This is a genomic window from Pseudoxanthomonas sp. PXM01 (assembly GCF_014851815.1).
In the GTDB taxonomy this organism is placed as follows: domain Bacteria; phylum Pseudomonadota; class Gammaproteobacteria; order Xanthomonadales; family Xanthomonadaceae; genus Pseudoxanthomonas_A.
In genome coordinates this window covers 456,346-478,832 of record NZ_JACVAJ010000002.1, presented here as the reverse complement: position 1 = coordinate 478,832, position 22,487 = coordinate 456,346, and the positions used below count along the sequence as shown (strand labels likewise).

Sequence of the window (22,487 nt, the reverse complement as noted above, 5' to 3'; positions counted from 1 at the left end):
GCTGTGGGAGCGACGTAAGTCGCGATGGAGTCGTCAGGAGATGAAGATGTCTCCGCCGTCCAGTCGCGACTTACGTCGCCCCCACAGCTCTTTTCGCCTTTACCAGCCGGCGAGCACCAGCTTGCCGATGGTGGTGCCGGATTCGAGACGGCGATGTGCTTCGCGCAGGTTCGCCGCGTCGATCGGTGACAACGTGTCGGTGAGCGTGCCGCGCAGCTGACCGGCATCGATCAGGTCGGCGACGCGATCCAGCAGTGCGCCCTGTTCGCCCATGTCGGCGGTGCGGAAGCGCGGGCGGGCGAACATCATTTCCCAGTGGATGCCGATGCTCTTGGCCTTGTAGGGGTCGCCGATGCGCAGCTCGCCGCGCGGTTCGACGATCAGGCCGACATGGCCGAGCGGCGACAGCAACTCGCCCAGCTCGGTCCAGTAGCGGTCGGTGTCGGCGAGATTGAGCGCCGCGTCGATGGTGTCGAAGCCCAGCGCCTTCAGCTGCGGGCCGAGCGGTTCGCGATGGTTGATCACGTGGTCGGCGCCGAGCGCCTTGCACCAGTCGATGGTGTCGTGGCGCGAGGCGGTCGCAACGACGGTGAAGCCCGCGCGCTTGGCCAGCTGGATCGCGATCGAGCCGACGCCGCCGGCACCGGCGATCACCAGCAGCGACTTGCCGTTGCCGCCGCCATCGATGACGTACGGCATGCGGTCGAACAGGAGCTCCCAGGCGGTGATCGTGGTCAGCGGCAGCGCGGCGGCCTGCGCGAAATCCAGCGAGGCGGGCTTGCGGCCGACGATGCGTTCGTCGGCCAGCTGGAACTGCGCATTGCTGCCGGGACGGGTGATGTCGCCGGCGTAGTACACGGTATCGCCGGGCTTGAAGCGGGTGACGGCATCGCCGACCGCTTCGACCACGCCGGCGGCGTCGTAGCCCAGCACCTTCGGCTGCGCTTCGACCTGCGGCTTGGGCGAGCGGACTTTGGTGTCGACCGGATTCACCGACACGGCTTCCACGCGCACGAGGATGTCGTGGCCGGTGGCGGTGGGTGTCTCGAGTTCGACATCGACCAGTGACTGCGGATCGTCGATTGGCAGGTAGCGGGTGAGGGCGACGGCTTTCATGGTGGATCCTCGTGGGAGAGTCGGGAGGCGTGCCGCGATGATGCGGCGCGCGCAGTAAAGAGGCGATGCGACGAAGGGCGGATCAGGCGCAGTCCGCTTCCGGAACCAGCGGGAAACGCTGGCGACGCTCGAGCGCCAGCGCCCAAAGCGCGACGGCGAAGGCTGACGCAGGCACCAGCGCGGCGACCCAGGGCAGCGCCGAGAGGCCCAGGCCTTGCGAGATCACCACGCCACCGAGCCAGGCGCCCAGTGCATTGCCGAGATTGAAGGCGCCGATGTTGAGGCTGGACGCCAGGCTCTGGGCATCGCTGGCCTTCTGCAACACCCAGAGCTGCAGCGGCGAGACCGTGGCGAATGCAGCCGCGCCGAGCAGGCCGGTGAACGCGATCATCGTCCACTGACTGTGCAGCACGAAGGTCATCGCGCCCATCACCAGCGCCAGCAGCGCGAGCGTGCCGAGCAAAGCAGGTGCCAGGCGACGGTCGGCGAAGCGGCCGCCGAGCAGGTTGCCGACGATCATGCCGACGCCGAACACCAGCAGGATCGGCGAGACCGCCGCATCGGCGAAGCCGGTGACCTGCGTCAGCAATGGCTGGATATAGGTGTACACGGTGAACATGCCGCCGAAACCGAGCACGGTCATCAGCAGTCCCAGCACTACCTGCGGACGCGCGACCACGCGCAGCTCGTCGCGGAACGGCAGTGGCGCGGGCGCGCTGCGGTCGGCTGGCACCAGGGTGGCGATGATGATCGTGGCCAGCACGCCGATGGCGGTCACCGCCCAGAACGTCGCGCGCCAGCCGAACTCCAGGCCCAGCCACGCGCCCGCCGGCACACCGAGCAGGGTGGCGACGGTCAGGCCGGTGAACATGATGGAGATGGCCGAGGCCTTGCGGTCTTCGCTGACCATGCCGGTGGCGACCACGGCGCCAACGCCGAAGAAAGTGCCATGCGCGAGCGAGGTCACCACGCGCGCCGCCATCAGCAGTTCGTAGTTCGGCGCCAGCGCGCAGGCCAGGTTGCCGAGGGTGAATACGATCATCAGTGCCACCAGCACCGCCTTTCGCGGCATGCGGCTGGTCGCGGCGGTCAGCAGCGGCGCACCGACGAACACGCCCAGCGCATAGCCGGAGATCAGCAGGCCGGCGGCGGCGATGGAGACCTGCAGGTCGGCGGCGACCTGCATCAGCAGGCCCATGATGACGAACTCGGTGGTGCCGATGCCGAAGGCGCCGGCGGTCAGGGCGTAAAGCCCCAGCGGCATCCGGGAAGAGGAGGAGACGGGCGACATGGAAGAGGGCGGGGTGGGAAAGAAGGCGTGCAGCGTGCCCCTTCCCCCGCAGATGAAAAACCGAGAAGATGACGAATCACTTTCAATGAATTATTGAAAATGGATCGTGTCGGTGACCTGACCCTGTTCCTGCGCGTGCTCGACCTCGGCTCCATCACGGCGGCGGCCCACAGCCTGGACCTGTCGGTGGCGGTGGCCAGTCAGCGCCTGAAGCGGCTGGAGAAGGAGCTGGGCGTGCGGCTGCTGCACCGGACCACGCGTAGTCTGCATCCCACGCCTGAAGGCCTGGCCCTGGCGCAGCAGGGGCGGGTACTGGTCGAGGAGCTGGAGTCGCTGGGCAGCGGCCTGCGCGAGGCTGCCAATGAGGTTGCCGGCACGCTGAGGGTCACCATGTCGGCCTCGTTCGGGCGCCAGTACGTGTCGCCGCTGCTGCCGGCCTTCCTGGCGCGCCACCCGAAGGTGCGGCTCAGCGTCCACCTCAGCGACAACGTGGTGGATCTGGTGAGTGAGGGCTTCGACCTCGCCATCCGCATCGGGGCGCTGGACGACTCACGGCTGGTCGCGCGGCGCATCGCCCCCAACCGTCGCGTGCTGTGCGCGTCGCCGGACTACCTGCGCAGGCACGGCACCCCCCGGACGCCCGAAGAGCTGGCCGACCATGATTGCCTGTTGCTGTTCGGCAGCGGTGGACGCCAGGACGTCTGGCGGCTGAGCACGCCGGAGGGCGGCGAGGTCGCGGTTCGCGTGCACGGGCGCTTCGAAAGCAACTTCGGCGAGGTGCTGCGCGATGCGTCGCTGGCGGGGGAGGGCATCGTCGTGCATTCGCTTTGGCACGTGGCGGACGACCTGCGCACCGGGAGGCTGCAGGTCGTGCTGCCGGACTTTCCGCTGGCCACGACCGCGATCAGTGCTGTCATGCCGCAGCGCCGGCTGGTGCCGCCGCGGGTGCGTGCGTTCGTGGAATTCCTGACCGACCAGTTCGGTGACGATCCGCCGTGGGAACGCGGACTGGCGGTGTAGTCAGGCTGTGTCGAACGCGAAGGCGTCCAGCGCCAGTCCACCCATTTCCACGTCGCGATGGAGCAATCGTCCCTTCGCGCCCTCGCCGCCCGCACCGAGCGCCACGTAGAGCGGATAGAGGTGCTCGGTGGTGGGATGGTTCTGGGCCGCATGCGGCAGCGAGATCCAGTCGAGCGCGGCGGCCGCGTCGCCTTCCAGCAGCGCAGCGCGCAACGGATCGGTGAACGCCGTCACCCACGGGTATGTGTTGGCTCGCGCGTGCTGCCAATCCAGTGCGCGCAGATTGTGGGAAAAGCCGCCGGAGCCGACCATCAGCACGCCCTCGTCCCGCAACGGCGCAAGTGCCCGGCCCAGCCGGTAGTGCCACTCGGCGCTTTGGGAGGGGTTTACGGACAGCGCGACCACCGGGATGTCCGACGCTGGATACATCCGCCTCAACGGGACCCAGACGCCATGATCCAGTCCATGGTGGTCGTCTTCGTGCGCTTCGAATCCGGCGGCGTTCAGGCGCGCTGCGATGTCGTGGGCGAGTGTCGGCGCACCGGCCGTCGGATACTGGATCCGGTAAAGCGGTGCCGGGAACCCGCCGAAGTCGTGGATCGTCTTCGGCGCAGGCGTGGCCGTGAGCGTCGGGCGCGCGTGGACGAAATGCGCAGAGGCCACCAGGATGGCGCGAGGCCGGGGCAGGAGGCCTCCCAGCTGGTCGAGGAATCGGCCGGTGGGCGAGTCCTCGATCGCCAGCATGGGGGAGCCATGCGACAGGAACAGGCTCGGGAGACGGTGTACGGCGGGAGCAGGCAGGTTCATGATGCGAGCATCGGCCCCCGAGGGAGACTTACCAAGGGTCTTGGATGGACCGGTGTGTTGCCGTTACTGGACTTGCCCGGCTGCTGTGATGGTCGGCGGCCACGGCGCTTGGAACAGGGCGGATCTGCGCGAGTTCTCTTACAGAGTGTTAACCTTGGCCAACTTGTTATGGTACCGTTAACACAGTCTTCACATACCCCCGCATAATCTGTTCAGCAAGGCGACGGCAGCCTGTCGCCTCGAATAACAACTAGAACTGCCGTAAGCGAAGCACTTCGGTTTCTCTACTACTGAACTTTTACAAGGAAAGGAGCTGCAAATGAACAAGAAGATTCTCTGCGCCGCGCTGCTGGGCGGCCTGAGCCTCGCGAACCACGCGATGGCGCAGGAGTTCGATGACCGCTGGTACCTGACGGGTTCGGCTGGCTTCAACCTGCAGGACGATGACCGCACCACCCGCAATGCCCCTTTCCTGGGCCTGGGCCTGGGCAAGTTCATCAGCCCGAACTGGTCGCTGGACGGTGAGCTGAACTATCAGAACCCGAAGTTCGAAGACAACCGTGATGCGCTGTGGAGCCAGTACGGCATCTCGCTGGACCTGCGTCGCCACTTCGTCCAGGAAGGCCGCGGCTGGAACCCCTACATCGTGGCGGGCCTGGGCATGCAGCGTTCGGAAGAAGAGTCGCTGATCAACGCGTCCAACCAGCGTCGTGACAACAACCTCGCCGCCAAGCTGGGCGTCGGTCTGCAGACCACGCTCGACAAGCGCGTCGGCGTGCGCGCCGAAGTTGCCTATCGTGCCGACTTCGACGACCAGAGCGCTGCCGCTCCGCAGGAAGACTGGTTCGGCGACGTGCTGGCTTCGGTTGGCGTCGTGATCCCGCTTGGCCCGAAGGCCGAAACCGCTCCGCCGCCGGCCCCGCCGCCGGCTGCCCCGAGCTGCGCCGACCTGGATGACGACGGCGACGGCGTCAACAACTGCGACGACAAGTGCCCCGGTTCGCAGGCTGGCCAGACCATCGGTCCGGACGGCTGCCCGGTGCAGGTCTCGATCGACCTGAAGGGCGTGAACTTCGACTTCGACAAGTCGACCCTGCGTCCGGACGCGATCGCGATCCTCAGCGAAGCCGCCGAGATCCTGAAGCGCTACCCCGACCTGCGCGTCGAAGTGGCCGGCCACACCGACCTGTGCGGTGCGGACGCCTACAACCAGTCGCTGTCGCAGCGTCGTTCGCAGACCGTGTACGACTACCTGACCAACAATGGCGTCAGCGCCTCGCGTCTGGTGGGTCCGATCGGTTACGGCGAGAGCCGTCCGCTGGAGCCGACCGCGCAGACCCTGCCGGGCTGCAAGAGCGAGCGCAACCGTCGTACGGAACTGAACGTCCAGAACTGATCGGACGCTCTTCCCGCAACACCCGAAGCCCGGCCTCGCGCCGGGCTTCTTTTTTACGGCACGGTGCGCGGGTTTTGCGTGACCGCGCTTCCGTCTTTCCGCATTGACGCGTCACGCAACGGGCAATTTCTTGCCATGCCCTGGCGCGCTGCCTACACTCCGGGCACGTCCAGCTGTAAACCGTCAGGAGTTGTGCCGATGCGTCGTCATGTGTTCGCCAGTGTGCTGTGCATCGCCGCGATTCCCGCCGCCCATGCGGCCCCGGACTGCAGTGGCAGCCTGGTGCCGCCGCCGCTGAAGACGCCCGCCACGGTGATCGCACCGGTCGCACCGGAATTCACCGCTGCCGCCACGCAACTGGGTGCGCCCTCGGGCGTGCTGGCGTCGCATGCCTTCGACGAATCGCAGTCGGTCGAGCGCGTGCTGATGCGACTGCGCATCGAAGGTTGCCGCAACATCGCCAAGGCATTGCCGGCCGCGCCGTCGGCTGCGGCCGCCACGTCCAGCTCGGCGGCGTACCAGCCGAAGACCGCGCACGACAACACGCCTTGGCGCTTCGATATGAGCCAGAACGGCAAGCGCATGACGGCCGACGAATTCGATGCGTGGATGAAGTCGCGCGGCGTGCGCGTGGTGAAGGCGCCGGGTACTCCGGCGGCAGCGCCCGCACCGGCACCTGCCGAGCCTGCCAAGAAGAACTGATCCACGAACGGCCGGTCTCCCGGCCGTTCTCCTGTCGGTCCCCGATGAGTACGCGCAGACCTCCTTTTCGCGAAACCTCGCGTGCCGCGCGCTCCCGTGTACCGTCCGGGCAGGGAGTGCGTCATGGCCTGGCCCGCGTGCTGTCCAAGCAGGGCGTGTGTTCGCGTAGCGAAGCCGCGCGCTGGATCGTCGAAGGGCGGGTGTCCGTCGATGGGCGCATCGTGCGGGATCCCGAGTTTCCGGTGGTCGTCGGCCGGGCCGTAATCCGCGTGGATGGCCTGGCGAGCGCTGCGCCGGAGCGCTGCTACCTGATGCTCAACAAACCGCGTGGCCTGGTGACCACGGCACGCGACGAACAGGGACGCGACACGGTGTACCGGTGCCTGGATGGCGCGGAACTGCCCTGGGTCGCGCCGGTCGGCAGGCTCGACAAGGCCAGCGAAGGCCTACTGCTGTTCACCAACGATCCCGAGTGGGCGGCCCGCATTACCGATCCCGCGCTGGGGCCGGAAAAGACGTACCACGTGCAGATCGACACGCTGCCGGATGATGCGCTGATACACCGATTGAAGACCGGCGTAAGCGCAGATGGCGAACACCTTTCCGCCCGTTCGGCACAGGTGCTCAGGAGCGGCGAGCGCAACGCATGGCTGGAAATCGTGCTGGACGAGGGGCGCAACCGGCAGATCCGACGCCTGTTGGCCGCGTTCGACATCGGGGTTCTGCGGCTCGTACGCGTCGCCATCGGACCACTGGCGTTGGGGGGGCTGGGCAAGGGCGCATGGCGCATGCTCGAACCGCACGAGCGTGACGTGCTCGCGCCGACGACCGGCCGCTGATTGCGAGACGGCGGTCCGGGTTCGTGGCGAGGGGCCTGCCTACACTCGTCCGCGCTGACCTTGGGGAAATCACCATGCACCGTTCGATCCCGCGCCTGCCGTTGTGCTGCGCCGTGCTGCTCGTCTTTGGCCTGACGACAGGCTGCGCTACAAAACCCTCATCCACTGCAGCGAAGCAGGCCGCCACGGACGAGGTGGTCACCGTCAAGGTCGGTCCGCACGGACACCGTTTCGACATGCAGCAGAACGGCCGCAGCATGACGGCCGAGGAATTCGATGCGTGGATGAAGGCCCGCGGCATCCGCGTGGCCAAGGGGGCGCCGGCGAAGCCGAAGACCGCCAGCACCGCCAAGCGCGCCCGCTGATACGCAGGCGCGCCGGCGTCGCGATCAGGCCTTCACCACGCCCAGTTCGCGGCCGATGCGGATGAAGGCGTCGATCGCACGGTCCAGGTGTTCGCGCGTGTGCGCGGCGCTGATCTGCGTGCGGATGCGCGCCTGTTCCTTGGGCACCACCGGGAAGAAGAAGCCGATCGCATAGATGCCTTCTTCCAGCAGACGCTCGGCGAAGCGCTGCGCCAGCGGTGCGTCGTACAGCATCACCGGGCTGATCGGGTGCACGCCCGGCTTGATGTCGAAACCGGCGGCCGTCATCTTCTCGCGGAAGTAGCGCGTGTTCTCCTGCAACTGCTCACGCAGGTGGCCGGCGGCGGACAGCATCTCGAACGCCTTGATGCCCGCAGCCACCACGTGCGGCGGCAGCGAGTTGGAGAACAGATAGGGCCGTGAGCGCTGGCGCAGCAGTTCGATCACCTCCCTGCGCGCCGTGGTGAAGCCGCCCAGCGCGCCGCCCATCGCCTTGCCCAGCGTGCCGGTGATGATGTCGATGCGGTCCAGCACGCCCTTCACCTCGGCCGACCCGCGGCCGGTGGCGCCGAGGAAGCCGGTGGCATGGCATTCGTCGATGTGCACCAGGGCGTTGTACTTCTTCGCCAGCGCGGTGATCTCGTCCAGGGGCGCAATGAAGCCATCCATCGAGAACACGCCGTCGGTGGTGATCAGCTTGGTCTTGCAGCCTGCTGCGTCGGCCGCCTGCAGCTGCGCCTCGAGGTCGGCCATGTCGCAGTTGGCGTAGCGGAAGCGCTTGGCCTTGCACAGGCGCACGCCGTCGATGATCGAGGCGTGGTTCAGTGCGTCGGAGATGATGGCGTCGTCTTCGCCCAGCAGCGGCTCGAACAGGCCGCCGTTGGCGTCGAAGCAGGCGGCATAGAGGATCGTGTCTTCGGTGCCGAAGAAGTCGGCGATCGTCTGCTCCAACTGCTTGTGCAGGTCCTGCGTACCGCAGATGAAGCGCACCGACGCCATGCCGAAGCCATGCGTGTCCAACGCGTCCTTGGCCGCCGCGATGATGTCCGGATGGTCGGCCAGGCCCAGGTAGTTGTTGGCGCAGAAGTTCAGCACCGTCCGTCCGTCGGCCAGGGTGATCTCTGCCGACTGCGGGCTGGTGATGATCCGCTCGGCCTTGAACAGGCCTTGTGCGCGGATCTCATCGAGGGTGGTGGCGTAATGGGCGGTCAGCGGGTTGGCCATGGCGGTGCAATGAGCGGGAAAGGCGCCATTCTACCCGTCGCTCGCAACACCCCTGCCGCGTCATGCGGATACGGCATAAGCGACCCCAGTTTCGTCATTTCCCTGCTTGGATGTGCGCACGCAGCATCGCGTCTCCGGCCCACGACGGGCCTTCACGCGGGGAAATGCGGTCATGCGGACACACTCGGGCCCACGCAAGCGGAAAGGCAGCGGCGTCGCCATCCTCGGCGCGTTGGCCTGTTCGCTGGCCCTCCCCGTATCCGCACAGAGCCAGCCCAGCGTGCAGGAACTGCTGCAACGACTGGAAGCCCTGGAGCGCCGCGTCGGCGACGCGCCGGCGCCCGTGGCGGCGGAGGGCGAGTCGGGTCCTGCGACCCTGGGCGACCTGGACCAGCGCCTGCGCATCCTGGAACGTCGTCTCGAACTGCAGCAGGAGGAAACCGCCGCCAAGGCCAAGGACGCGCCGGTGGTCGCGGTGAACGACAAGGGTGCATCGCTCAGGTCGGCCAACGGCGAGTTCGAGTTCAAGCTGCGCGGGCTGGTGCAGGGTGACGCGCGCTTCTTCCTCGACGACGACGCTTTGCCGCAGAACGACACGTTCCTGTTCCGTCGCATCCGCCCGACCATCGAGGGTTCGCTGGGCAAGCTGGTGTCGTTCCGCCTGACGCCGGAGTTCGCCGGCGACAGTGCGACGATCGTCGACGCCTACGTCGACGTGAAGCTGGATCCGGCCTTCACGCTGCGCGCGGGCAAGGTCAAGGGCCCGATCGGGCTGGAACGGCTGCAGTCCGGCAGCGCGATCGGCCTGATCGAGCGCAGCTTCCCCACCGAACTGGCGCCCAACCGCGACCTGGGCATCCAGGCGCAGGGCGAGTTCGCCGAAGGACGGGTGAGCTACGTGGCGGGCGTCTACAACGGTGCGCCCGATGGCCGCGATGCCGCGACCACCAATCCGGACAACGAGTTCGAGTACGCCGGTCGCATCTTCTTCGAGCCGTTCAAGAACACCAGCAGTTCGTGGTCCGGCCTTGGCTTCGGCATTGCCGGCAGCATCGGCGACAAGCAGGGCGCGGGCAACAACTTCCTGCCGCGCTATCGCACGCAGGGACAGGCGCAGTTCTTCAACTACCGCAGTGCGATCGCGGCGGATGGCGAGCACAGCCGCTTCTCGCCGCAGGGGTATCTCTATCGTGGCCGTTTCGGCCTGCTGGCCGAGTACATCGCCTCGAAGCAGGAACTGCTGGTCACCAGCGGTGCGGCGGCAGGCACGCGTGCGGACCTGGAGAACACGGCGTGGCAGGCAACTGCCAGCTGGGTGCTTACCGGCGAAGACGCCAGCTATCGCGGTGTGGTCAAACCGTCGAGCCCGTTCAGCCCCGGCGGCGGTTGGGGTGCATGGGAACTGGTAGGCCGTTACGGCGAACTCGACATCGACGATGGCGCATTTCCGCTGTTCGCTGATCCCGCGGTGTCCGCCCGTCGAGCAAAGGCGTGGACGGTCGGCGTCAACTGGTACCTCACCAGCAACCTGAAGCTGGTCGTCAACTACCTGGACACGCAGTTCGAGGGCGGTGCCGCGGCAGGCGCGGATCGCGAAGACGAAAAGGCCGTGTTCTCGCGACTACAGGTCGCCTTCTGATTCCCGGAGACATCGCATGAAGACTTCCATCCGACGCCATACACGCAACGCACTGCTCGCTATCGGCCTGACCCTGGCGGCGGCGGCGGGCGCCAAGGACATCAAGCTGCTCAATGTATCGTACGACCCGACGCGCGAGTTCTACCGCGAGTTCAATGCCGCGTTCGCCGCCGACTGGCAGAAGACGAAAGGACAGAAGGTCAGCATCGAGACCTCGCACGGCGGTTCGGGCAAGCAGGCACGTTCGGTCATCGACGGCCTCGAGGCCGACGTGGTCACGCTCGCGCTGGCGTACGACGTCGACTCCATCGCCCAGCGCGCCAAGCTGTTTCCGGCGAACTGGCAATCGCGGTTACCGGAGAACAGCGCGCCGTACACGTCGACGATCGTGTTCCTGGTGCGCAAGGGCAACCCGAAGAAGATCCGCGACTGGCACGACCTGGTGAAGCCGGGCATTTCGGTGATCACGCCGAATCCGAAAACCTCCGGTGGTGCGCGCTGGAACTACCTGGCGGCATGGGCCTACGGCCTGAAGATATTCAAGGGCGACGAGGCGAAGACGCGCAACTTCGTGCGTGGGTTGTTCCGCAATGTGCCGGTGCTCGATACCGGGGCACGCGGCTCGACCACCACCTTCGTGCAGCGCGGGATCGGCGACGTGCTGCTGGCGTGGGAGAACGAAGCCTTCCTGTCGATCGAGGAACTGGGTCCGGACAAGTTCGACATCGTGGTGCCGTCGCTGTCGATCCTCGCCGAGCCGCCGGTGGCCCTGGTCGACCGCAACGTAGACAAGCACGGCACGCGCGAGGCGGCGCAGGCCTACCTGAAGTACCTGTATTCGCCCACGGGCCAGCGCCTGGCCGCCAAGCACTACTACCGTCCGCGCCATCCGCAGTACGCCGCGCCGGAAGACATCGCGCGGTTCCCCAAGCTGGAGCTGGTGACGATCGATGGCGTCTTCGGCTCCTGGGCGAAGGCGCAGGCCACGCATTTCGCCGACGGTGGCGTGTTCGACCAGATCCAGGCGAAGTAACGTGGCGGCAGTGCATCCCTGGCCGGGAAAGGCGCGCGCCAAGCGCGTCATTCCCGGTTTCGGCCTCAGCCTGGGCTATACGCTGGCCTGGCTGGGGCTGATCGTCCTCATTCCCCTGGTGGGGGTGTTCGCCAAAGCCAGCGGGCTGGGGCCGGCCGGCATCTGGTCCATCTGGACCGAGCCGCGCGTGCTGGCGGCGTTGCGCATCAGCTTCGGCACCGCATTGGCGGCGGCCGCGTTCAACGCAGTGATGGGTACGCTGGTCGCGTGGGTGTTCGTGCGCTATCGCTTCCCGGGCAAGCGCCTGTTCGATGCGATGATCGACCTCCCGTTCGCGCTGCCCACGGCGGTGGCCGGCATCGCGCTGACGGCGCTGTACGGGCCGACCGGCTGGATCGGGCAGTGGCTGGAGGCCGCCGGCGTCAAGGTCGCTTACACGCCGCTCGGCATCAGCGTGGCGCTGGTGTTCATCGGCCTGCCGTTCGTGGTGCGGGTGGTGCAGCCCGTGCTGGCCGAAATCGAAACCGAACTGGAGGAAGCGGCCGCCACGCTCGGCGCGAGTCGCTGGCAGGCGGTGCGCCATGTGGTGTTGCCGACGTTGTGGCCTGCCGTACTGGCGGGTTTCGCGCTGGCGTTCGCGCGCGGCGTGGGCGAGTACGGCTCGGTGATCTTCATTGCCGGCAACTTGCCGGGCGTCTCGGAGATCGCGCCTCTGCTGATCACCATCAAGCTGGAGGAGTTCGATTACGAAGGCGCCACCGCGATCGCCGCGGCGATGCTGCTGCTCTCGTTCGCGCTGCTGCTGCTTATCAACACCCTGCAAGCGCGCCTGCAGCGCACCGGCAAGCGGGCAGGGGGCTAACATGGGCGACACCATCTCCGCCGTCATCGCCATTCCCCCGGAGTCGTCCGCCGTGGAAGTGCCCGCACGTCCCGTCCGTCGCCATGCCGCCACCACCGAGCCTGTGTGGGTGCAGGTGCTGCTGGTGCTGGGTGCGCTGGGGTTCCTGCTGTCGTTCCTGCTGCTGCCGTTGGCACTGGTGTTCGTGGAAGCGCTGCGCGGCGGTTGGACCGCGTTCGTCGCCGCCATTCTCGAAGCGGATGCGCTGGCGGCGGTACAGCTGACGCTGCTGGTGACCGCCATCGTCGTGCCGCTCAACCTCGTCTTCGGCGTGGCCGCCGCCTGGGCCGTCAGCAAGCACGAGTTCCGCGGCAAGCGCTGGCTGGTGACGCTGATCGATCTGCCGTTCGCGGTGTCGCCGGTGGTGGCGGGCCTTATCTACGTGCTGATCTTCGGTGCGCAGGGCTGGGCGTACTCGTTGATCGACGAGGGCTGGCATGTCACCTTGCCGCTGCTGGGCGATCTGCACCTGCAGCTGCCGAAGATCATCTTCGCGCTGCCGGGCATCGTGCTGGCGACGATCTTCGTGACGTTCCCGTTCATCGCGCGCGAACTGATGCCGCTGATGGAGCAGCAGGGCACCGACGAGGAGCTGGCTGCGCTCAGCCTGGGCGCCAACGGCTGGCAGACGTTCTGGCGGGTGACGTTGCCGAACATCCGCTGGGCGCTGCTGTACGGCGTGCTGTTGTGCAGTGCGCGCGCGCTGGGCGAGTTCGGCGCCGTATCGGTTGTGTCCGGCCACATCCGCGGGCGCACCAATACGCTGCCGCTGCACGTGGAGATCCTTTACAACGAGTACGCGTACAGCGCCGCGTTCGCGGCCGCGTCGCTGCTGGCGCTGACCGCGCTGCTGACACTGGTATTGAAGACTTGGCTGGAATGGCGCCACGGCGAAGCGCTGGCCGCCAACCACCGTCACTGACAGGGCATTTCATGGGCATCAAGATCGAACACCTGGTCAAGCGCTTCGGCAGCTTCGCCGCCTTGGACGATGTATCGCTGGACATCCGCAAGGGCGAGCTGCTGGCGTTGCTCGGCCCGTCGGGCTCCGGGAAGACCACGCTGCTGCGTGTGATCGCCGGCCTTGAGCAGGCGGACAGCGGGCGCGTGCTGTTCGATGGCGAGGATGCGACACGCCTCACTGTGCAGGCGCGTCGCGCAGGCTTCGTATTCCAGCATTACGCGCTGTTCCGTCACCTGACGGTGGAGGAGAACGTCGCGTTCGGCCTGCGTGTGCGCAAGGGGCGTGACCGCGTGCCCGACGCGACCATCCGTACGCGCGTTGCCGAGTTGCTCTCGCTGGTGCAGCTGGAAGGCTTCGGCACCCGCTATCCGGCGCAGCTCTCCGGCGGCCAGCGGCAACGTGTGGCATTGGCCCGCGCGCTGGCCATCGAGCCGCGGGTCCTGCTGCTGGACGAACCCTTCGGCGCACTCGATGCGCAGGTGCGCCGCGATCTGCGCCGCTGGCTGCGCGAACTGCACGACCGCACCGGACTGACCACGATCTTCGTGACCCATGATCAGGAAGAGGCGTTGGAACTCGCCGACCGGGTGGCCATCCTCAACCGCGGCCGCATCGAACAACTGGGCAGTCCCGCCGATGCCTACGATATGCCGGCGTCCCCCTTCGTGTACTCGTTCGTGGGCGCGGTGAACCGCGTGCCGGCGCAGTGGGACGGAGGAGCCCTGCATGTTGCGGGACTGCCCCTGCGGCCGCGTGGCCAGGCAGGGCGGGGGGAGGCGGAGGTCTACGTGCGTCCCGAGGATCTCCACCTGGTGGATGCGACCCATCCTGAAGCGTGGCCGGCGACGATCATCGGCGCCCAACGCACCGGGCCCCGTCTGCGTCTGCGCACACGTGTCGCCGGCAGTGAGGTCGAGCTGGATGTCGAGCTGCCGGCCGAGCGCGAGGGACCCACCACCGCGCCGGGGCAGACGGTCCGCTTGGCACCAAAACGGTTCGGCTGGTTTCCCCGCGACGGTGCAACGGCACCAGCGTGATGCGACGTAACCTGCTGAATTAATTGAAAAAGAAACCAATTTCAGGGGAAGTCAACCAGCACTTGACGCGAGCGATTGGTGCGGCGCACTATCGGGGCGCAGTTAAAAAACCGTGAAGTCGTGATGACGGTTTAACTCACGGCCAACGCCCCAACCGCCCAGGAGAACCCCGGATGACGCCCGCCAAGCTCTGCACCGCCCTTGCCACCGCCCTGCTGCTGTCCCTGCCCATGGCGGCCTTTGCTCAGGACGCGGAAGAAGAAACCCCGCTGATCAACTGGTCGCTCGCGGCGACGTCCGACTACGCCTGGCGCGGCGTGTCGCAGTCGGACGAGAACCCGACCGCCCAGGCCGGTCTGACCTTCAACATCCCCGGCGGTTTCTATGCGGGCGCGTGGGCTTCGGGTGTCGATTTCGGTGGCAACAAGCCGGACTTCGAAGTCGACTACTTTGTCGGCTATAACGTGGATTTCAGCGAGAACGTCAACTTCGACGTGATGGTCAATCGCTACACCTATCCGGATGCGGCCGATCTCAACTTCGCCGAGCTGATCACCAAGACCACGTTCGCCGAGACCTACAGCCTGACCGTGGCCTACAGCGACGACTTCGGCGGTACCGATGAAGACGCGTGGTACTTCAATGCCGGTGGCGAGTGGGGCCTGCCGAACGACTACAGCTTCAACGCCGGCGTGGGCTACAACAAAACCGAAGACGCGCTGGGTGAGAACTACGTGGACTGGAACCTGGGCTTCAGCAAGAGCTGGGGCGCGGTGTCGGCTTCACTCGGCTACGTCGGCACGAACGGCAAGGGCGACGACCTGTTCGGCAAGTTCGCCGACGATCGCGTGGTGCTGACGCTCAGCGTCGGCAATTGATCGCAGCCGCATAGCAACGGAAAAGGGCGCCGCAAGGCGCCCTTTTCTTTTCGCCGCGGGGGGCGTGCGGAATCAGTTCCAGCTCAACACGACCTTGCCGGCCTTGCCCTGTTCCATCAGGTCGAACCCCTTCTGGAAATCGTCGATCGGCAGCTGGTGGGTCAGCACCTTGCCCAGCGGGAAGCCGCTCAACACCAGCTGCGTCATCTTGTACCAGGTCTCGTACATCTTGCGGCCGTAGATGCCCTGCACGGTGAGACCCTTGAAGATGATCTTGTCCCAGTCGCAGCCGGCGCCCTTGGGCATGATGCCGAGCATCGCGATCTTGCCGCCGTGGTACATGCAGTCGAGCATGTCGTTGAAGGCGCGCGGGTTGCCGCTCATCTCCAGGCCCACGTCGAAGCCTTCCATGTGCAGGTCGGCCATCACGTCCTTCAGTGAGGTGTTGGCGACGTTGACCACGCGCGTGGCGCCCATGTCGGCGGCCAGCTTCAGGCGGAAGTCGTTGACGTCGGTGACCACCACATTGCGCGCGCCGATGTGCTTGCAGATGCCGGCGGCGATGATGCCGATCGGACCCGCGCCGGTGATCAGCACGTCTTCGCCCACCACGTCGAACTCCAGCGCGCAGTGCGCCGCGTTGCCGTAGGGGTCGAAGAAGGCGGCCAGTTCGGACGGGATCTGGTCGGGAATCGGCCACAGGTTGCTGGCCGGCATCACCATGTATTCGGCGAAGGCGCCGTTGCGGTTCACGCCGATGCCGACGGTGTTCGGGCACAGGTGCTGGCGACCACCGCGGCAGTTGCGGCAATGGCCGCAGACGATGTGGCCTTCGGCGGACACGCGCTGGCCGACCTCGTAACCGGTGACGGCGGAGCCCAGCTGCGCGATGCGCCCCACGAACTCGTGGCCGATGGTCAGGCCGGGCTTGATGGTGCGCTGGCTCCACTCGTCCCACAGGTAGATGTGCAGGTCGGTGCCGCAGATGGCGGTCTTCTCCAGCTTGATCAGCACCTCGTTGGGGCCGGGCTGAGGGACGGGCAGTTCCTCCATCCAGATGCCTTTGCCGGCCTCGCGCTTCACCAGCGCCTTCATCGTCTGTGCCATCGGGCGTCGATCCAGGGAATGAGGGCGCGGATTATACGCCCCGCCTCCACGGCGCCCTGTTGCAGGGCGCCTTGACACGCCGGACCCTGCGGGCGTCCGTCTTCCTAGGACGAAAGTCATGGGTCGGCCGCGGTGACAGGTTCATTACAATCGGAACTTTCCTGCCAGACCCGGGGTTTCCATGCGTCCGAACCTGCTCGCCGCCGCCATCGCGGTTCCCTTGTCCCTGCTCGCCGCCCAGTTCGCCCATGCCGGCGAGGGCATGTGGGTGCCGCAGCAGCTTCCCGAAATCGCCGGGCCGCTGAAGAAGGCGGGCCTGAAGCTGTCGCCGCAGCAGCTGGCCAACCTGACCGGCGATCCGATGGGCGCGGTGGTCGCGCTGGGCGGCTGCACCGCCAGTTTCGTGTCGCCCAACGGCCTGGTGGTGACCAACCACCACTGCGCCTACGGTGCGATCCAGCTGAACTCGACCGCCGAGAACAACCTGATCAAGAACGGGTTCAACGCGCCGGCCACCACGGACGAAGTCAGCGCCGGTCCGAATGCGCGTGTGTTCGTGCTTGATGACATCACCGACGTGACCAAGGATGCGCAGGCCGCCATCGCGGCTGCCGGCGACGACGCACTGGCGCGCACGAAGGCGCTGGAAGCGTTCGAGAAGAAGCTGATCGCCGACTGCGAGGCCGATGCCGGCTTCCGCTGCCGCCTGTACAGCTTCTCCGGCGGCAACACCTACCGGCTGTTCAAGAACCTGGAGATCAAGGACGTGCGCCTGGCGTACGCGCCCCCGGGCAGCGTGGGCAAGTACGGCGGCGACATCGACAACTGGATGTGGCCGCGCCACACCGGCGACTTCGCCTTCTACCGCGCTTACGTCGGCAAGGACGGCAAGCCGGCGGCGTACTCGAAGGACAACGTGCCGTACCAGCCGAAGCACTGGCTGAAGTTCGCCGACCAGCCGCTGGGCGAGGGCGACTTCGTGATGGTCGCCGGCTATCCGGGTTCGACCAACCGCTACGCACTCGCGGCGGAATTCGACAACACCGCCGCGTGGACCTACCCGACCATCGCGCGCCACTACAAGAACCAGATCGCGATGGTGCAGGACGCCGGCAAGAAGAACGCCGACATCCAGGTGAAGTACGCCAACACGATGGCCGGCTGGAACAACACCAGCAAGAACTACGATGGCCAGCTGGAAGGCTTCAAGCGCATCGACGCCGCCGGCCAGAAGCAGCGCGAGGAAGCCGAGGTGCTGGCCTGGCTGAAGGGGCAGGGCGCCAAGGGCCAGCCCGCGCTCGACGCGCACGCCAAGCTGCTGGCGCTGCTCGAGCAGAACAAGACCACGCGCGAGCGCGACCTGACGCTGGCGATGTTCAACAACACCGCGGTGGTCGGTTCCGCCGCTCAGCTGTACCGGCTGTCGATCGAGCGCGAGAAGCCGAACGCCGAGCGCGAGTCGGGTTACCAGGAGCGCGACCTGCCGTCCATCGAGGGCGCGCAGAAGCAGCTCGAGCGCCGTTACGTGGCCGCGATGGACCGCCAGCTGCAGGAATACTGGTTGAACGAGTACCTCAAGCTGCCGGCCAACCAGCGCGTGGCCGCCATCGATACCTGGCTGGGCGGCAACGATGCCGCCGCGGTGAAGCGCGCGCTGGATCGTCTCGCCGGCACCCAGCTCGGCAGCACCGAGGAGCGGCTGAAGTGGTTCGCCGCCGACCGCAAGGCGTTCGAGGCCAGCAAGGATCCGGCCATCCAGTACGCGGTGGCGGTGATGCCGACGCTGCTGCAGCTGGAGCAGGAGCGCAAGACGCGCGCCGGCGAGAACCTGGCCGCGCGCCCGGTGTTCCTGCAGGCGCTGGCCGACTACAAGAAGAGCCAGGGCGAGTTCGTCTATCCCGACGCCAACCTGTCGCTGCGCATCACCTTCGGCAACGTCATGGGTTACGCGCCGAAGGACGGCGTGGAATACACCCCGTTCACGACGCTGGAAGGCGTGGTCGCCAAGGAAACCGGCGAGGATCCGTTCGATTCGCCGAAGGCGCTGCTCGATGCGGTGGCCGCCAAGCGCTACGGCGGGCTGGAAGACAAGCGCCTCGGTTCCGTGCCGGTGAACTACCTGTCGAACCTGGACATCACCGGCGGCAATTCGGGCTCGCCGGTGCTCGACGCGCACGGCAAGCTGATCGGCCTGGCCTTCGACGGCAACTGGGAATCGGTGAGCTCCAACTGGGTGTTCGATCCGAAGATGACCCGCATGATCGCCGTGGACGGTCGCTACCTGCGCTGGATCATGCAGGAGGTCTACCCGGCGCCGCAGTTGCTGACGGAAATGGGCGTCGGCAAGTAACACCTGCAACTTAGCGGCAGGCACGGGACGGGAGCGGGTATCATCCGCTCCCGTCTTCGTTTCCGGCTGCCGGAAGCAGGACCGCTTACCCCGAATGGACACACTGACGCATGCGCATCCTGCTTGCCCGCCATGGCGAAACGCCGTGGAACGCTGAAGGCCGTTACCAGGGCCAGATCGATATCCCGCTGTCGCCGGTCGGCGAAGGCCAGGCCAAGGCGCTGGGCCAGCGTTTGGAGGAGGTTCGCATCGACCGGGCGGTGGCGTCGCCGCTATCGCGTGCGCAGCTCACCGCGAAGCTCGCCCTGGGCGATGCGCGCGCAGAGATGCTGCAGACCGATCCGGATCTGCAGGAGATCGCGCACGGCGAATGGGAAGGCCTGCTGGCCAGCGAGATCCAGGACAAGGATCCCGCACGCCTGCTCGCCTGGCGCGAAGAGCCTGACACCGTGCTGATGCCGGGCGGCGAATCGCTGCGCCAGGTGCTCGACCGCTCGTGGCGCGGCCTCGCGCGTGCCGCCGAAGGCCTGGGCGACGACGATACGTTGCTGATCGTCGCGCACGATGCGGTCAATCGCGTCCTGCTGTGCCGCATCCTGGGCCTGCCGATCGCCAAGCTGTGGACGTTCCGTCAGGCGCCGACCACGCTCAACCTGCTGGAAGGCCCGTCGGTGGACCAGCTTGAAGTCGTGCGCCTCAACGACTGCGCGCACCACACGCCGTTCTTCGGCGAAGCGAAGCATCGGGCGCTGTAAGGGCGTCGGGGTTTACGGTCCACGGGGAATGACGATGAGGCGACTGGCGATGCATCGCCTGCTCCTGCTGGCCGCCATGCTGACCGCCGTGCCGGTGGCGTGGGCGGTCGAAGACGTCTTCCCGGCGGTGATCGAATCGCCACCGCCGCGGTATCCCGCCGAGGAGTTTTATCTCGGCATCACCGGCACCGTGGTGCTGATCATGGACGTCGGCCTGGATGGCGCGGTTGAGCAGGTGTTCGTCGAGCAGAGTTCACGCAACCGCGCGCTCGACAAGGCGGCTATCGAAGCCGCCAGGACATGGCGCTTTTCGTCTGCGGTCGTGAATGGCGTTCCAGCGCGGGGCAGGGTACGTATTCCCGTGTCGTTCGCGTGGGAGCCCGGCGATGCCGAGGATGAAGCAATGCGGGAGCGCGCGCTCACCCTGCCGTCGCGGCTGCAGATGCCTGCATCGTCGGTGGAGCTCGATGCCGATGGTACGGTGCCGGGATACATCGAGGATCCGGTTCCGCTTGAGGTGGGCAACGTGGCGGATGCCATCGCCATGCTGAAGGCACGCGGTAGCCAACGCAGTACGGCAGGCATGCCGCCTGGCGTCGCCATCTACACGCTCGATGGCGAGAACGACAGGACCCGTTGGCTCGTATACGAAGGCGCGCACTACTATGCGCCGGCCCTGGTCCGTAAGCGCGTGGCGCACGACGGGCGCCATGCCTATCTGGTGACGCGTGTACTGTGCGAGGCGATGGAGGCCGACGTATGCGCGCGCCTTGACCGGGGCGTGCAGCGCCCTTACCGGCAACGTGCTGTTCCGCTGGAGCCCGGACCCGGGCGATGAGGCACGCATCGCGCCGTTCCTCGGCGCAGTGCTGAACGGACTACGTTGCGAAGCTTGTCGCGTCACTCCAGGGGAAAGGAATGAAGATCGCTGCACCGGTGTGTCTGGGTCTCGTGCTGATGTTCGGGCGGGTGGCGTGCGCGACGGCCGAGGCGTTGCCGCCTCTGCCAGCGGAATGCGCCGGCCGCGAGATAGTCGAGCCGCGTCCGCCTTCGCTGCCCGAGGGCCTGAAGGAAGGCGACCGCGGCATCGTCACGCTGGTGATCGACCACGACGCATGCGGCATGGCGACCCGGGTGATGGTCGAAAAGAGTTCGGGCATCCCTGCGCTCGATGCCGCCGCCAGTGAAGCGGCCCGTACCTGGCGGTTCACTCCTGCGGTGCGCGACGGCAGGGCGGTGGCGGGCAGGGTGCGTATCCCCGTCGACTTCAACACCGATGCGACGTACTCGCACTCGCCCTCGCGTTCGGCCGGTTTCGAGCGCGATCTGGAGCAATGGCGTCGCATGCAGGTGCCGGAGGTCCAGGCCGACGCGGATGCGACCGTACCGTCCTACTTGCCGGATCCCCAGGCGATGCCGATGGACAGCGTAGATGAAGCCGTCGCGCTGCTGTCGTCCAAGGGCGAGCAGGTACAGGCGCCATCGAACGGCGTCAGCGTCTATCGGCTCCACGATGGCCTCGATATCTCGACCTGGGAACTGCATCAGGCCGGTTCTGCGCTCGCGCCGTCGGTGATCCGGCGCAGGCTCGTCAGCGACGGCAAGAAGGCGTTCTGGGTCAGCAGTGGGCTCTGTGGCTCGCAGGAGGCGTCGGTATGCGAGCGTTTCGACGCCGCGATGCGTGCCGAAGGCAGGCAGCGCATCATCCCGCCACCGCCGACACCGCCGGGCGAACACCGCTGATCCGGACCCGCCGTAGGGGATAATGCGCGCCATGCGCACTCTCGACGACTGGCTCTCCCATATCGAGCAGCAACACACCAGGTCCATCGAGATGGGCCTGGACCGCGTGCGCGCGGTCGCGACGCGGTTGCCGCTGGGCAGGCCGGGTGCCCGCGTCATCATGGTCGGTGGCACCAACGGCAAGGGCTCGACCGTGACCTTCATCGACGCCATCGCGCGCGCCGCCGGCTGGAAGGTGGGCGCCTACACCTCGCCGCACCTGCTGCGCTACAACGAGCGCGTGCGCATCGATGGCAAGGAGGCCGATGATGCATCGCTGGTGGCCGCATTCGAATCGGTCGAGGCCGCGCGCGGCGACACGCCGCTGACCTATTTCGAGTTCGGCACGCTGGCGGCGCTGTGGTTGTTCGAACGTGCCGGGCTGGACCTTGCGGTGCTGGAGATCGGCCTGGGCGGGCGCCTGGATGCGGTGAACATCGTCGACCCCGATGTCGCCGTCATCACCACCGTCGACATCGACCACACCGACTGGCTGGGCAACGACCGCGAAGCCATCGGGGTCGAGAAGGCCGGCATCGCCCGCGCGTGGAAGCCCCTGGTGCTGGGCGAAGTGGACTCGCCGTCCAGTGTGCTGCGGCATGCCTACACGCTGGGTGCGAACGCATTGCGGCTCGGCAGCGACTTCTTCCACGAGCCGATCGACAGCCAGCGCTGGCGCTGGCGTGAAGTCGGCGCCGAACTCGAACTGCCGTCGCCGGCATTGTCCGCGCCGTCGCAACGCGCGAACGCGGCGACGGCGATCGCCGCGCTGCGCGCCTTGCCGGGCGAGCCGGTGCCCGACGGCGCGTTCGCAGAAGGCGTAGCCGGGGCGGCATTGCCAGGGCGGCTGCAGCGGTTGGAACGCGACGGCGTGGACGTGGTGCTGGATGTCGGCCACAACCCCCAGGCGGCACGCGAACTAACCGCGTGGTTGCAGACGCACCCGATCGCGGGCGCGACCCGCGTGGTGTTCGCCGCGCTTGCCGACAAGGACGTGGTCGGCGTGGTGGAAGCATTCGCCGGTGTGCCGGTGCACTGGTTCCTCGCTGGCCTGGCGATCGGACAGCGCTCGCAGACCGCCGAACAACTAGCCGCCCGCCTGGAAGGCGCATTCAAGCAAGACGCGCCGGACCTGCACGCCACCGTGTCCGACGCATTGCAGGCGGCGCGCGACGCGTCGGTGCCGGGCGACCGCGTGCTGGTGTTCGGCTCCTTCCACACCGTGGCCGACGCAATGCGGGTCCTGCATTCAGGTCGATGACGGAAAGCGCGCGAGGGCGC

Annotated in this window: 21 protein-coding genes; 16 read left to right on the top strand and 5 right to left on the bottom strand. The window is 67.0% G+C overall.

From position 1 onward, the window contains the following. Positions 1-99: 99 nt before the first annotated feature. The gene (locus IB230_RS11635; RefSeq protein WP_192272386.1) at positions 100-1,116 is read right to left on the bottom strand and encodes a zinc-binding alcohol dehydrogenase family protein; all 1,017 of its coding nucleotides are present in this window, start codon (positions 1,114-1,116) and stop codon (positions 100-102) included. Positions 1,117-1,198: 82 nt separating this feature from the next. Then, on the bottom strand, positions 1,199-2,407 hold the full coding sequence (locus IB230_RS11630) for an MFS transporter (protein ID WP_225589499.1): 1,209 nt from the start codon (positions 2,405-2,407) through the stop codon (positions 1,199-1,201). Positions 2,408-2,506: 99 nt separating this feature from the next. Between IB230_RS11630 and IB230_RS11625 the strand changes: the two genes are divergently transcribed. Next, positions 2,507-3,427, top strand: coding sequence for a LysR family transcriptional regulator (locus tag IB230_RS11625; RefSeq protein ID WP_192272384.1), 921 nt, complete (start codon positions 2,507-2,509; stop codon positions 3,425-3,427). Here the strand turns inward: IB230_RS11625 and IB230_RS11620 are convergent, their stop codons facing one another. Further along, on the bottom strand, positions 3,428-4,234 hold the full coding sequence (locus tag IB230_RS11620; RefSeq protein ID WP_192272382.1) for a class III extradiol ring-cleavage dioxygenase: 807 nt from the start codon (positions 4,232-4,234) through the stop codon (positions 3,428-3,430). Between the two features lie 319 nt (positions 4,235-4,553). Between IB230_RS11620 and IB230_RS11615 the strand changes: the two genes are divergently transcribed. The 4 genes from IB230_RS11615 (at position 4,554) to IB230_RS11600 (ending at position 7,536) form a co-directional block, all read left to right on the top strand. Then, positions 4,554-5,630, top strand: a complete 1,077-nt coding sequence (locus IB230_RS11615; RefSeq protein ID WP_192272380.1) for an OmpA family protein — start codon at positions 4,554-4,556, stop codon at positions 5,628-5,630. 198 nt (positions 5,631-5,828) lie between these two features. Then, entirely contained in the window at positions 5,829-6,332 is a 504-nt protein-coding gene (locus tag IB230_RS11610; RefSeq protein ID WP_192272378.1) for a hypothetical protein, read from the top strand. 44 nt (positions 6,333-6,376) lie between these two features. Further along, positions 6,377-7,171, top strand: coding sequence for a pseudouridine synthase (locus IB230_RS11605; RefSeq protein ID WP_192272376.1), 795 nt, complete (start codon positions 6,377-6,379; stop codon positions 7,169-7,171). Between the two features lie 74 nt (positions 7,172-7,245). Further along, positions 7,246-7,536 (top strand): hypothetical protein, encoded by a 291-nt coding sequence (locus IB230_RS11600; protein WP_192273978.1) that lies wholly within the window; start codon positions 7,246-7,248, stop codon positions 7,534-7,536. A gap of 24 nt (positions 7,537-7,560) precedes the next feature. On the opposite strand, the gene kbl is transcribed toward IB230_RS11600, so the two are convergent. Further along, a complete protein-coding gene (gene kbl / locus IB230_RS11595) occupies positions 7,561-8,760 on the bottom strand; it encodes a glycine C-acetyltransferase (protein WP_192272374.1) in 1,200 nt (399 codons plus the stop codon). Positions 8,761-8,932: 172 nt separating this feature from the next. Here kbl and IB230_RS11590 point away from each other — a divergent pair, with 172 nt between their 5' ends. The 6 genes from IB230_RS11590 (at position 8,933) to IB230_RS11565 (ending at position 15,212) form a co-directional block, all read left to right on the top strand. Further along, the gene (locus tag IB230_RS11590) at positions 8,933-10,399 is read left to right on the top strand and encodes a porin (protein WP_192272372.1); all 1,467 of its coding nucleotides are present in this window, start codon (positions 8,933-8,935) and stop codon (positions 10,397-10,399) included. A 16-nt stretch (positions 10,400-10,415) separates the two neighbouring features. After that, on the top strand, positions 10,416-11,432 hold the full coding sequence (locus IB230_RS11585) for a sulfate ABC transporter substrate-binding protein (RefSeq protein WP_192272370.1): 1,017 nt from the start codon (positions 10,416-10,418) through the stop codon (positions 11,430-11,432). Between the two features lies 1 nt (position 11,433). Further along, positions 11,434-12,294 carry a sulfate ABC transporter permease subunit CysT gene (gene cysT, locus IB230_RS11580; RefSeq protein ID WP_343227310.1) on the top strand — a complete coding sequence of 287 codons (861 nt, stop codon included), beginning with the start codon at positions 11,434-11,436 and terminating at the stop codon, positions 12,292-12,294. A gap of 1 nt (position 12,295) precedes the next feature. After that, on the top strand, positions 12,296-13,255 hold the full coding sequence (gene cysW, locus IB230_RS11575) for a sulfate ABC transporter permease subunit CysW (RefSeq protein WP_192272366.1): 960 nt from the start codon (positions 12,296-12,298) through the stop codon (positions 13,253-13,255). 11 nt (positions 13,256-13,266) lie between these two features. Beyond that, positions 13,267-14,334, top strand: a complete 1,068-nt coding sequence (locus IB230_RS11570; RefSeq protein WP_192272364.1) for a sulfate/molybdate ABC transporter ATP-binding protein — start codon at positions 13,267-13,269, stop codon at positions 14,332-14,334. A gap of 173 nt (positions 14,335-14,507) precedes the next feature. Continuing rightward, positions 14,508-15,212: a TorF family putative porin gene (locus tag IB230_RS11565; protein WP_192272362.1), complete on the top strand. Its 705-nt coding sequence runs from the start codon at positions 14,508-14,510 to the stop codon at positions 15,210-15,212. A 72-nt stretch (positions 15,213-15,284) separates the two neighbouring features. Here the strand turns inward: IB230_RS11565 and tdh are convergent, their stop codons facing one another. After that, positions 15,285-16,319, bottom strand: a complete 1,035-nt coding sequence (tdh, locus tag IB230_RS11560) for an L-threonine 3-dehydrogenase (RefSeq protein WP_062354788.1) — start codon at positions 16,317-16,319, stop codon at positions 15,285-15,287. 181 nt (positions 16,320-16,500) lie between these two features. Between tdh and IB230_RS11555 the strand changes: the two genes are divergently transcribed. The 5 genes from IB230_RS11555 (at position 16,501) to folC (ending at position 22,467) form a co-directional block, all read left to right on the top strand. Next, on the top strand, positions 16,501-18,669 hold the full coding sequence (locus IB230_RS11555) for a S46 family peptidase (protein ID WP_192272360.1): 2,169 nt from the start codon (positions 16,501-16,503) through the stop codon (positions 18,667-18,669). A gap of 110 nt (positions 18,670-18,779) precedes the next feature. Then, on the top strand, positions 18,780-19,424 hold the full coding sequence (locus IB230_RS11550) for a histidine phosphatase family protein (protein ID WP_192272358.1): 645 nt from the start codon (positions 18,780-18,782) through the stop codon (positions 19,422-19,424). Positions 19,425-19,500: 76 nt separating this feature from the next. Then, positions 19,501-20,262: an energy transducer TonB gene (locus IB230_RS11545; protein ID WP_225589498.1), complete on the top strand. Its 762-nt coding sequence runs from the start codon at positions 19,501-19,503 to the stop codon at positions 20,260-20,262. 80 nt (positions 20,263-20,342) lie between these two features. Continuing rightward, on the top strand, positions 20,343-21,167 hold the full coding sequence (locus IB230_RS11540; RefSeq protein WP_192272356.1) for an energy transducer TonB: 825 nt from the start codon (positions 20,343-20,345) through the stop codon (positions 21,165-21,167). A 22-nt stretch (positions 21,168-21,189) separates the two neighbouring features. Then, positions 21,190-22,467 carry a bifunctional tetrahydrofolate synthase/dihydrofolate synthase gene (folC, locus tag IB230_RS11535; protein WP_192272354.1) on the top strand — a complete coding sequence of 426 codons (1,278 nt, stop codon included), beginning with the start codon at positions 21,190-21,192 and terminating at the stop codon, positions 22,465-22,467. Positions 22,468-22,487 lie beyond the last annotated feature (20 nt).

Excerpts from the sequence above, each read along its gene's own strand:
- IB230_RS11635 (WP_192272386.1), bottom strand. The coding sequence starts at position 1,116 with ATGAAAGCCGTCGCCCTCACCCGCTACCTGCCAATCGACGATCCGCAG.
- IB230_RS11630 (WP_225589499.1), bottom strand. The coding sequence starts at position 2,407 with ATGTCGCCCGTCTCCTCCTCTTCCCGGATGCCGCTGGGGCTTTACGCC.
- IB230_RS11625 (WP_192272384.1), top strand. The coding sequence starts at position 2,507 with ATGGATCGTGTCGGTGACCTGACCCTGTTCCTGCGCGTGCTCGACCTC.
- IB230_RS11620 (WP_192272382.1), bottom strand. The coding sequence starts at position 4,234 with ATGAACCTGCCTGCTCCCGCCGTACACCGTCTCCCGAGCCTGTTCCTG.
- IB230_RS11615 (WP_192272380.1), top strand. The coding sequence starts at position 4,554 with ATGAACAAGAAGATTCTCTGCGCCGCGCTGCTGGGCGGCCTGAGCCTC.
- IB230_RS11610 (WP_192272378.1), top strand. The coding sequence starts at position 5,829 with ATGCGTCGTCATGTGTTCGCCAGTGTGCTGTGCATCGCCGCGATTCCC.
- IB230_RS11605 (WP_192272376.1), top strand. The coding sequence starts at position 6,377 with ATGAGTACGCGCAGACCTCCTTTTCGCGAAACCTCGCGTGCCGCGCGC.
- IB230_RS11600 (WP_192273978.1), top strand. The coding sequence starts at position 7,246 with ATGCACCGTTCGATCCCGCGCCTGCCGTTGTGCTGCGCCGTGCTGCTC.
- kbl (WP_192272374.1), bottom strand. The coding sequence starts at position 8,760 with ATGGCCAACCCGCTGACCGCCCATTACGCCACCACCCTCGATGAGATC.
- IB230_RS11590 (WP_192272372.1), top strand. The coding sequence starts at position 8,933 with ATGCGGACACACTCGGGCCCACGCAAGCGGAAAGGCAGCGGCGTCGCC.
- IB230_RS11585 (WP_192272370.1), top strand. The coding sequence starts at position 10,416 with ATGAAGACTTCCATCCGACGCCATACACGCAACGCACTGCTCGCTATC.
- cysW (WP_192272366.1), top strand. The coding sequence starts at position 12,296 with ATGGGCGACACCATCTCCGCCGTCATCGCCATTCCCCCGGAGTCGTCC.
- IB230_RS11570 (WP_192272364.1), top strand. The coding sequence starts at position 13,267 with ATGGGCATCAAGATCGAACACCTGGTCAAGCGCTTCGGCAGCTTCGCC.
- IB230_RS11565 (WP_192272362.1), top strand. The coding sequence starts at position 14,508 with ATGACGCCCGCCAAGCTCTGCACCGCCCTTGCCACCGCCCTGCTGCTG.
- tdh (WP_062354788.1), bottom strand. The coding sequence starts at position 16,319 with ATGGCACAGACGATGAAGGCGCTGGTGAAGCGCGAGGCCGGCAAAGGC.
- IB230_RS11555 (WP_192272360.1), top strand. The coding sequence starts at position 16,501 with ATGCGTCCGAACCTGCTCGCCGCCGCCATCGCGGTTCCCTTGTCCCTG.
- IB230_RS11550 (WP_192272358.1), top strand. The coding sequence starts at position 18,780 with ATGCGCATCCTGCTTGCCCGCCATGGCGAAACGCCGTGGAACGCTGAA.
- IB230_RS11545 (WP_225589498.1), top strand. The coding sequence starts at position 19,501 with ATGCTGACCGCCGTGCCGGTGGCGTGGGCGGTCGAAGACGTCTTCCCG.
- IB230_RS11540 (WP_192272356.1), top strand. The coding sequence starts at position 20,343 with ATGAAGATCGCTGCACCGGTGTGTCTGGGTCTCGTGCTGATGTTCGGG.
- folC (WP_192272354.1), top strand. The coding sequence starts at position 21,190 with ATGCGCGCCATGCGCACTCTCGACGACTGGCTCTCCCATATCGAGCAG.